Source organism: Acidobacteriota bacterium (assembly GCA_039028635.1).
GTDB lineage: Bacteria > Acidobacteriota > Thermoanaerobaculia > Multivoradales > JBCCEF01 > JBCCEF01.
On record JBCCHV010000039.1, the window covers coordinates 54,167 to 63,508 of the forward strand.

The following is a 9,342-nucleotide window of genomic DNA, read 5'->3' on the forward strand; positions in this document are numbered from 1 at the left end:
CGCCCGGTGTTGGAGACCGACACGAAGATGCCCAAGATCCTGCTCGTCGAAGACAACGAGATGAACCGCGACATGCTGACCCGGCGATTGAAGCGCCGCGGCTACGAGGTCGCCGTGGCCGTCGATGGTCAGCAGGCCCTCGACGAAGTGCGAGCGCTGGTTCCCGATCTGATTCTGATGGACATGAGCCTGCCGGTGGTCGACGGCTGGGAAGCAACCCGACGCCTGAAGGCGGCGCCCGAGACCCGTGAGATTCCGGTGATCGCTCTCACCGCCCACGCCATGGCCGAAGACCGAGAGAAAGCTCTGCAGGCCGGCTGCGATGAGTACGACACCAAGCCCGTCGAGCTGAAGCGCCTGTTGGGCAAGATCGCCACCCTCCTCGAGAGCCGCGGCCTCCCCTGAGGCTGGCGCCGGCCCGACAAGCCGCCACCACGCCGGCAACTCCTAGCTGCCGACCAGAGTCTCCTTGACCTTGCGCAGCGCCTCTTCCTTCTTTTTCAGCTCTTCCTCGATGCTCGCCAAGCGGGAGCGCAGCTTGCGAACTTCGGCCTGGAGGGCCTTGACCTCGGCCTCGGCGGCACTGCTCTCGGCCGAACCGGCCTCTTCCTGAGCCGCCAGGGCGGCGGCACACTCGTGCGCCTCGGCAGCCCGTGCTTCGATCTGCTGGCGCAGCTCGGCCGCTTCCTGGCGGGCCGTTTGACGGGCTTCCTCTCCCTGACGCAGGGCGCCCCTCACCGCCGCGACCTCGGCGCGCCGGTCGAACTTGGGGAAGGAATCCTCGAGCTCGGCGAGGGCCTGGTCCGCCCGCTGAGAATCGCTCGCCGCGGCCTCGTCGCCCTGGGCCTGCAGAAGCGACGAGATCGCCAGCGAGAAAAGGGCATCGGCGCGCCGTGGATCGCCCTTCGGCAGGGCCTGCGCAAGTTGCTGAAAGCTGGCCATGGCGGTCGCGAGATCGCCCTGCTCGAGAGCCGCGGCCCCGTCCCGCTGCAAGCGGCGCGCTTCGCGCTTGCTCAAGCTCTCATCGGCGCCCTGAGCCCAGGCGCCGGCGACGGGCAGAAGCAGGAGCCCAGCGACCATCCAGATCGAGAGATACCTCAGGCTTGACGACTTCGACACGGCGATTCTCCTTCCCCAGGAAATGATCCAGCAACGAAATGCATTTCGTCACCGGAAGTCCCCCGGGACGACCCGCCAACTCTACCAGGGGAGCGTCGCCCAGGTGGCGATGTCAGCCCTTGATTACCCGCGCTCCTGCGGTGGCTCGAACCACCAGTGGAGCTCCGCCCCCCTGGATCTCGCCACGCAGCATCGGCTTGCCCGGGCCGTCCTCCGCCGGCTCCCCCGCACGGGTCACCGGATAAGCGCTGCGGACCTTGCCATGGGGCGACTCGAGGTCGAGGTCGAGCCCGAGTCCCGGCGGCACCTGCACCGTGACCGCACCGTCGAGGGTGGTCAAGCGCAGCTCCTCGAGGTCACCGGCGGCCAGCCGAGCTTCGATGTCGCCGCGCTTGGTCTTCGCCACCACCGGCCCGGTGACATCGTCGATCTGGATGGTGCCGCTGCCGGTCGACGCCTCGACCTCGCCGTGATGGCCGTTCAGGTGCAAGGCGCCGGCGAGCGACTTGAGCTGGACATCGCCGCGGGTTCCTCCGACATAGGCGGTGCCGCTCTGGGTCTGGATATCGATGTCGCCGATACAGCGGTCCACGGACAGCGAGCCGTTCTCGGCACGAGCGAAGATCGAGCCCCGCACGCTGCGGAAGCTGAGCACCCCGAGGTTGGTGATGGCGCGCACGTCACCCTCGATCTCCTGCACCGTGATCGAGCCTCCCTCGGTCTCGATGTCGAGGTCGTAGCGGGTCGGCAGGCGCAACACATAGCGCACCTGCAATCGGTTCGACTCCATGCCGTAGAGGCCACGCTTGCCGCTGTAGTCGGAGGTCAGCAGAACGCCCTCCGGCGTCGGCGCCAGCTCGAAGGACAGCTCCTCGGCATCGCCGTCCTCGCGGTAGACCGTCAGCTCGACGGACTCTTGACTGCCACCCCGGACGACCACCGAGCCGAGATCGGAGCGCACCGTCAGCTTTCCGGCCGGCGACACCTGCAAGGTCTTGCGGACCGGCTCCGCGGACAGCCCGCCCGAAAACAGGGCCAGCACGGCGATCCACCCCATCACTGTTCGATTCCTCACGTCTCGATTCCTCACGACGATAAAATTAATGAGTGCACACTCTTCTATTTTACGACCCAACAGCCTCCCCAGGCTCTACGCGATCCCCTGCAAGGGCAGATTTCCCGGCCCTCGGGTCCCCACGAACCCGCTCCGGACCTCACCTGCACCGCTAGCTAGGTGCGGCGTCCCGGGACGATCGGGACGCCCGAATCGTGAGCAATCCCGGACAAATACGGCGCCGACGAAGGTGCTAGCCTGCTATTCATGAGCATTCCGACGCCCCTCCGTGCTCCGCTGCTCACGCTCACTTTCTTGTTGGCCGCGATCCCCGCGGCGGCCGCCACAGGCCATCTCGCACCAGCCGACTATGACTCCTCGTCGAGTCGCTTCGGCGGCGTGCTGTGCACTGTGGCGACCTGCGGCACGGGCTCCGCCGTCCTACCGGCAGGCGTCGATGTATTCGCCTGGTTCGGCGGCGTCAAGGGCGTCGACCAGAGCACCCTGGAACGTCTGATCATGGTTCCCGATGCCGCCGGTGTCGAGCTCCAGATGCGCATTTCTCACCCGGTGATGAGCGGCAATGGACGCGATTACCTGAGCCTCGAGATCGACGGTCGCGAGGTCTTCCACCTCGCTGAGGGCAGCGCCGGCTACAGCGGCTTCCGGGACGTTCGCATCGACCTCACGCCTTTTGCCGACGGCCGGGAGCACCGCTTCTTGTTGCGCTCCGAGGTCTTCGGTCCCAAGGTCTCGAGCTTCTTCGTCACCGCTCTGGAGGTCGTCAAGGTGGCCAATCTCGGCGCCCTGATTTTCCGCGACGGCTTCGAGTCCGGCGACGTCCTCGCCTGGTCGAGCTCGGTCTCGGATCCCGAGTGCGAGGGCGACCGGGACAACGATCGCCTGCTCGATTGCTTCGAGACCAACGATGGCCTGTTCCAGGGGCCGACCCGCACCGGCAGCGATCCCGACGTCGCCGACACCGACGGCGATGGCATCGACGACGGTGACGAAGTCCTCGGGACGCTGGCCGGCCTCGACCTACCGGCGATGGGTACCAATCCGGTGCGCAAGAGCCTGCTGGTGGAGTTCGACTGGTTCGACGACAACCTCGATCCCGGCATCTGCGGCGCCCACTCCCATCGTCCATCGGTGCCGATCATCGACAAGCTTGCCGCCGCCTACGCCGACGGCGAGGCCACCAACCCGGACGGCAGCACCGGCGTCGACCTGATCGCCGATTTCGGCCAGGGAGGCGTCTTCACCGGCGGCAACCTGATCAACGACGCCGATGGCGTTCTGGTTGGCAACTCGAACGGTGCCGAGTTCCAGAACCACAAGGCGATCCACTTCGCGGCCAACCGCGAGGGCTACTTCCACTACGGGATCCTGCCCCACCGCTTCAACACCAACAGCAGCTCTTCCGGCAACGGAGAGATCGGCGGCGACGACTTCATCGTCTCGATGTACTGCTTCGGCACCCTGCGCAACGTCTCGCACACGATGATGCACGAGATCGGCCACAACCTGGGCCTGCGTCACGGCGGCGACACCAACTGCAACCACAAGCCGAATTACAACTCGGTGATGAACTATCGCTTCCAGTTCGATGGCGTCGACGACATCTGCACGCCGATCGGCAACCTGGTGCTCAACCTCTCCCTCGGGGACCGCATCACCCTCGACGAGAACGACCTCAACGAGAGCCTTGGCACCTGCGGCAACAACTGGTGGGACTGGGACGGCGACAACACCGAGGAGCCGTCGGTGACCGTCGACATCAACGATGACGACTCCAACCAGGTGACCAACTGCGGCGGTATCCTCACCGTGCTATCGGACTTCGATGACTGGGGCAACCTGGACTTCGCGGCGGTGGACGATGGCGACGGCGCCGCACCCCTGGGCACCGAGATCATCGACTGCGACAACCCGGTGCCGACGGGCGAGACGACCGACAACCTGCTCGAGCGGCGGCCGATCTCCGCCAGTCGCTAGCAGGCTGCTGAAAAAGCCGCGTGGCGGCTTATTCAGCGCCTGCTGTCTATTTCAGGGGGGCTAAAAGGCGCCCCCCTCAGGCGCGCGCGCATGTCGCGCGCCTTCACCCCCGTCCTCGGCGCCCTCGGCGCTGCCTCGCCCGCTGGACTCGGGGTCCCACGCGGGCCGGAAGTCCTCGAACCTGAAATTTTTCAGCAACCTGCTAGCGGCTTTTCCGAGAGGGGCTACACGCCTCTGCCTGCGCGTACTGGGCCGGCCCAAGAAGCGCGGTTCTTGGGCCTCCTCTCCCGTGGCGCTGGCCGCCGGCCTTCAGCCGATATCGGGCCACAGATCCCGCAGGCAGAACCACTGGTGTGGATACTGCCCGATGACCTCCTCCATCGCCGCTGCCGCTCTGGCCACGGCGGCCTCGAGATCGGCCTGACGATCTTTGGAGCGAGGGACCTCGATCGGATCCCCGGTGATCACCTGGTAGTGGCGCCGCCCGAGACGCAACACGAACACCGGTAGAACCGGAGCGCCAGCGCTGCGGGCGAGGGCCATCGGTCCCGCTGGAAAGAGATAGGGGCGCCCGAAGAGGTTTCCCTCGACGATCTTGCCTCCGACGCGGGGACGATCTCCTTGCAAGGCAACGATCTCGCCGCGGCGGAGCGCCTCGAGCAGCGTGATCCCGAGTCGAGGGTCCGCTCCCGAGGCGAAATGGGTGTGGTAACCGGCGCCCATCCGCTCCCGAATCATGCCCGCCATGTAGGCCTGCGCCTTGGGATCCATCTCCTCCTCGCGGACCACGTGGACCGCCAGGCCGTCTCGATCCGTCGGCACCGCCGAGCCCACTTCCCAGCTGCCGATGTGGGCGGTCAGGAAAATCCAGCCATCGGGCTGCGCCAGGACCTGGTCCCAGCCCTCGGGCCGTAGCTGATCGACCTCGAAGCTCGCCCCTTCGAGGCGCTCGTAGCGCTCGGTCATGCACCAGGCGAACTGCCGCAGGGTGCTCACGATGCGCCGCTGCCGCTGCCAGAAGCCGCAGGGCCCGAGGGCCACCTCCAGGTTGTTGCCGATCGCCGCCGGGATGCGCCACAGGAGGGCCCAGGCGACCCACGCCGCGACCTGAATCACCGGGCCTTTTGCCCAGTCCGGCACGCGCCGCGCACCGAAAGCGTGGAGCTTGAACCAGAACACGCCGGTGACCTTGAGGGGCCCGAGCAGACGGCCCAGGAAGCCGAGCTCGGGAGCGTGGGGAGGAGCTCCCGGACGAGGACTACGGGGGTCAACGGGGGACACCGGCGGATTCTACTCGCGCCGCTCGCAGGCCGGCAGCAGAACCAGCGTCGCCAGCAGGCAGAGGAGCGTGCCGATCGCCACCAGCAAGCCGCCGTTGCGCAGCGCGGGCACCCGCGACAGCGCGAGGCTGCCGAATCCCAGGGCGGTGGTGAAGGTGGTGAGGCACATCGCCCGGCCGGCCACCGAAACCGCATCACCGAGGCTGCCGTACCGCCGCCGGCCGTGCACCGCGTGTAGGCCGTCGTCGATGCCGATACCGAGCAGCAGGGGCGCCACCAGCAGCGAAAAGGGATCGATGACGAGACCGAAGGCGGCCCCCAGGCCGAGGGTCCAGAGGACGCCACAGCCCACCGGCACCAGCGCCAGCAGAGTCGATCGCGGGCGGCCTCGGAAGGACAGCAGCACGCAGAGGACGACCACCGCCAGAGACCAACCCCCGAGGGTGCGGAGATCGTCCGCCAGTAACTGCTTGATCTCACTTCCGAGGCGCGGAATCGAGGCCACCGCAATGGCGGGATCGATCGCCTCGAGGCGATCGAGGACTTCGCCGGGCGGCCCTTCGGGCCAGGCCCCCAAGGGCATGGCGAAGGAGATCGCCAGCCGCGTGGCGTCGCCCTCAGAGCGAATCTGGCGCTGCAGTGTCGGCGGCAGGGCCGCCGGCTCCAATGCTGGCGGACCGGTCCCCGCGGCGAGCTCGTCGAGCACCGCCAGAGGGCGATCGAAGGCCGCCTCGGCCAGCCCCTGGGAAAGTAACGCCGAGCGCAGCTCCCGGGCCGCCGCCGCCGCCGGTTCCCCGGCGAGCTGGTCGCGCCGGCCAGGGACTTCGGCAAGGCCACGGGCCGGCGAGGTGACCTCGGCTCCCCAGGAAATCAGCTCCTCCTCGACGGCGCCGGCGAGGGCGAGGGCGGCGGGGAAATCGGCCGCCGTCACGATCGCCGTCGAGCGATCCAGACCAAGGGCGAATCCCGCGATGAGAGCCTGCTCGGCGGCCAGCGCCGGATGGTCGGCCGGTCGCAAGGCCCGCAGGTCGCCGCTGAAGCGGAGATTTCCGATCATCGCCAGCGACGCCAGGGACGCCAGGATCGCCAGCGCCACCACCGAGCGGCGATAGCGCTGCCCCAGGGTCACCGCCAGCACCGAGAGTCCCCCCAAGGCCCGCCAGAGGGCTCCCTCGGGACCAAGGGCACGGGAGCCCGCAGTCAACACCAAAAAGCTCCCGCCGACCGCCATCGATGCCGCGAGGATGGCAGCGATGCCGGCCATCACCAGGAAGCCGAGCTCCTGGACCGGCGGGAAGTGGCCCTGCGCCAGGGCGGCGAAGGCGCCCACGGTGGTGAGCGCCGAAGTGAGAATGGCGGCCCCCGTCTCGCGCCAGGCGGTGAGCATGGCGCTGCCCGGGTCGAGGCCGCCGAGCCGAAGGTGGCGATAGCGCGAGGTGACATGAATGCCGTAGTCGACCCCCAGGCCGAGCAGAATGGCTGCGAAGGAGACCGAGAGGGCGCTCAAGGGAGCTCCCCGCAGCACCGCCCAGCCGGCAGTCCAGAGGACCCCGACGGCGACCGACAGGAGCACCGCCACGGGTGCCGAGGGGCCACGAAAGTAGAGCAGCAGAAGCAACGCTACGCCGACTCCCGAAGCCCCCAGGGTGCGCCCGAGGTTGCGCCGGAAGAGGGCTTCGTCCTGGGCGGCATAGAGGGGCCCGCCAACCGCCTGCAGGGCGACCTCGACGCCCAGACCTCGCTCCGTCGCCGACCGTGCCGTTTCGAGGGCCGCCAGCAGGGCGCGCCCGACGGCCCCTTCATCCGGACCTCCGGCGGGCGTGACGATGACCAGCGCGGCGCCGCCGTCTCGGGACAAGAAGCCACCGGTCACCGGATCGACCAGGTGTGGTCCGGAAGGCAGCAGAGCGGTGGCGAAGCCGAGCGGATCGGCGACCGCCAGAGTCGCCGCGAAGGACCCCGCCGGCGAACGCAATCGACGACGCAGCTCGGCGATTCTCGGCGCGATGGATGCGGGGTCGAGCCGTTCGGCGACCACCTCCCGAGGCGCCGTCAACGGTGCCCGGGGCAGGATTTCCCGGCGCAAGAGGTCCAGGTCTTCGGCGCTCAGGGCCCCTTGGGCGAGGTCGACCGCGGCGGTCGCCTCGAGCTCGTCCGCCAGCACGACCGCCGCCTCGACCAGCAGCTCTTCGTCGGCTCCGTCGACGGTGACGATGACGAAGACCTGCTCGAGGCCACCGAACTCGGCGAGAAAGGTGCGGTAGTCATCGGCCGCCGATCGACCTTCCGGCAGCAGATCGACGATTCCAGTGGCGATGTCGAGGCGCGACAGTGAGAGGGCCGCCAGCCAGGAAACCAGCAGCGCCGCCAGCAGGGCGAAGATCCAGGGAGTGCGCCCCGCGGCCATGGAAGAAACTCTAGCAGGCTTGCTCTCCCCTTTCGGCGTCGACTGTGGAAGACTTCCGATGTCTATCGTCGCCCATCGGGGACGCCGTGAGGAAACCATGACAAAGCCCAAGGTCGTGATCATCGGAGGCGGCTTCGGCGGCCTGCAGTGTGCGAAGAAACTCGATGGCCGCGAGGTCGACGTGCTGCTGGTGGACCGCAACAACTACCACCTGTTCACGCCCCTCCTCTACCAGGTGGCGAGCTCCCTGCTCAATCCCTCGGACATCGCCTATCCGCTGCGCAAGATGTTCCGTGGCTCTCCCAACGTTCGCTTCCGGCGCTCTCAGGTGAGTGACATCGACCTCGACCGGCAGCGGGTGACCACCACCGGCGGCGACCAGCTGCCCTACGACTACCTGGTGCTCGCCGCCGGCAGCGAGTCGAACTTCTTCGGCAATCGCGAGATCGCCCGTCAGTCCATCGGGCTGAAAGATCTCGACGAGGCTCTGCAACTGCGGAATCACATCCTCACCTGCCTCGACAAGGCCAGCCGCTCGCGCGATGCCGACGACATCCAGCGCTGGCTGACCTTCGTCATCGTGGGCGGCGGTCCAACCGGCGTCGAGTACGCCGGCGCCCTGGCGGAGCTCTTCCGCCTGATCCTGCGAGCCGAGTACCCGGAGCTCGCAGACTATCGGCCACGCATCGTCCTGGTGGAGGCCGCGGAGCGCCTGCTGCCACCGTTCGCCCCCCGCCTCGGTGCCTATGCCGAGAAGGTCCTGCGCCGGCTCGAGGTCGAAGTGCGCACCGGCGTGCGGGTCGAGGATGCGGACGACAACAGCGTCACCCTTTCGACCGGCGAATCCATCGCCTCGCGCACCCTGGTGTGGGCGGCTGGCGTTCGCCCCACCGACCTGGCCGAGGAGGTGGCGGCGGAGCGCAGCCGCAGCCGACGCCTGTCGGTCGACGCCTTCCTGCGCCTCGACGGGCGCGACGACGTCTTCGCCATCGGTGACCTCGCCTCGGTGTTGGAAGACGGCCAGGAGCTCCCGATGCTGAGCCCACCGGCCATGCAGGCCGGTCGCTACGTCGCCCGGCGGCTGCTCGCTCAGATTCGCAATCGCCCCCTGCCGAAGCCTTTCAGGTATCACGACAAGGGCACGATGGCGGTGATCGGACGCAACGCCGCCGTCGCCCAGACCGGGCGCCTCAGGCTCACCGGCTTCATCGGCTGGCTGGCCTGGCTCGGGCTCCATCTCTACTACTTGGTGGGATTCCGCAACCGGCTAGCGGTAGTGCTCTCCTGGGGCTTCAATTACGTACGCTCGGACCGACCGGTGCGCATCATCACCCGCGCCAAGGCCGACCCCTTCGCGGAGGCCGACGCTCAGAGTTAGCAGGGGGGCTAAAGGCCACTGCTGTCCCACAAACTGGGAGGGTAGAGGCAAGAAGGCCTGGTTTCTGAGTCCGTTGTTACAATGAAGGTGCGACCCAAACCATTGA

7 protein-coding genes are annotated in these 9,342 nt (G+C 67.9%); 3 read left to right on the forward strand and 4 right to left on the reverse strand.

What is annotated here, in order from left to right; all coding sequences use genetic code 11:
• The first annotated feature begins 27 nt into the window (after positions 1 to 27).
• Positions 28 to 405 (forward strand): response regulator, encoded by a 378-nt coding sequence (locus AAF604_16100; GenBank protein ID MEM7051192.1) that lies wholly within the window; start codon positions 28 to 30, stop codon positions 403 to 405.
• 42 nt (positions 406 to 447) lie between these two features.
• Here the strand turns inward: AAF604_16100 and AAF604_16105 are convergent, their stop codons facing one another.
• Entirely contained in the window at positions 448 to 1,119 is a 672-nt protein-coding gene (locus AAF604_16105) for a hypothetical protein (protein ID MEM7051193.1), read from the reverse strand.
• A 112-nt stretch (positions 1,120 to 1,231) separates the two neighbouring features.
• A complete protein-coding gene (locus AAF604_16110) occupies positions 1,232 to 2,194 on the reverse strand; it encodes a DUF4097 family beta strand repeat-containing protein (protein ID MEM7051194.1) in 963 nt (320 codons plus the stop codon).
• A gap of 246 nt (positions 2,195 to 2,440) precedes the next feature.
• Between AAF604_16110 and AAF604_16115 the strand changes: the two genes are divergently transcribed.
• Positions 2,441 to 4,171 (forward strand): hypothetical protein, encoded by a 1,731-nt coding sequence (locus AAF604_16115; protein ID MEM7051195.1) that lies wholly within the window; start codon positions 2,441 to 2,443, stop codon positions 4,169 to 4,171.
• Between the two features lie 309 nt (positions 4,172 to 4,480).
• Here AAF604_16115 and AAF604_16120 read toward each other — a convergent pair whose 3' ends face one another.
• Together AAF604_16120 and AAF604_16125 are read right to left on the reverse strand one after the other, a co-directional pair.
• Positions 4,481 to 5,452 carry a lysophospholipid acyltransferase family protein gene (locus tag AAF604_16120; protein ID MEM7051196.1) on the reverse strand — a complete coding sequence of 324 codons (972 nt, stop codon included), beginning with the start codon at positions 5,450 to 5,452 and terminating at the stop codon, positions 4,481 to 4,483.
• Positions 5,453 to 5,461: 9 nt separating this feature from the next.
• Entirely contained in the window at positions 5,462 to 7,858 is a 2,397-nt protein-coding gene (locus AAF604_16125) for an MMPL family transporter (GenBank protein MEM7051197.1), read from the reverse strand.
• A 97-nt stretch (positions 7,859 to 7,955) separates the two neighbouring features.
• Between AAF604_16125 and AAF604_16130 the strand changes: the two genes are divergently transcribed.
• Positions 7,956 to 9,236, forward strand: coding sequence for an NAD(P)/FAD-dependent oxidoreductase (locus tag AAF604_16130; protein ID MEM7051198.1), 1,281 nt, complete (start codon positions 7,956 to 7,958; stop codon positions 9,234 to 9,236).
• Positions 9,237 to 9,342 lie beyond the last annotated feature (106 nt).

What these genes read in the sequence shown, in the direction of transcription:
- AAF604_16125 (MEM7051197.1), bottom strand. Translation starts at nt 7,858, where the DNA reads ATGGCCGCGGGGCGCACTCCCTGGATCTTCGCCCTGCTGGCGGCGCTG.
- AAF604_16130 (MEM7051198.1), top strand. Translation starts at nt 7,956, where the DNA reads ATGACAAAGCCCAAGGTCGTGATCATCGGAGGCGGCTTCGGCGGCCTG.
- AAF604_16115 (MEM7051195.1), top strand. Translation starts at nt 2,441, where the DNA reads ATGAGCATTCCGACGCCCCTCCGTGCTCCGCTGCTCACGCTCACTTTC.
- AAF604_16100 (MEM7051192.1), top strand. Translation starts at nt 28, where the DNA reads ATGCCCAAGATCCTGCTCGTCGAAGACAACGAGATGAACCGCGACATG.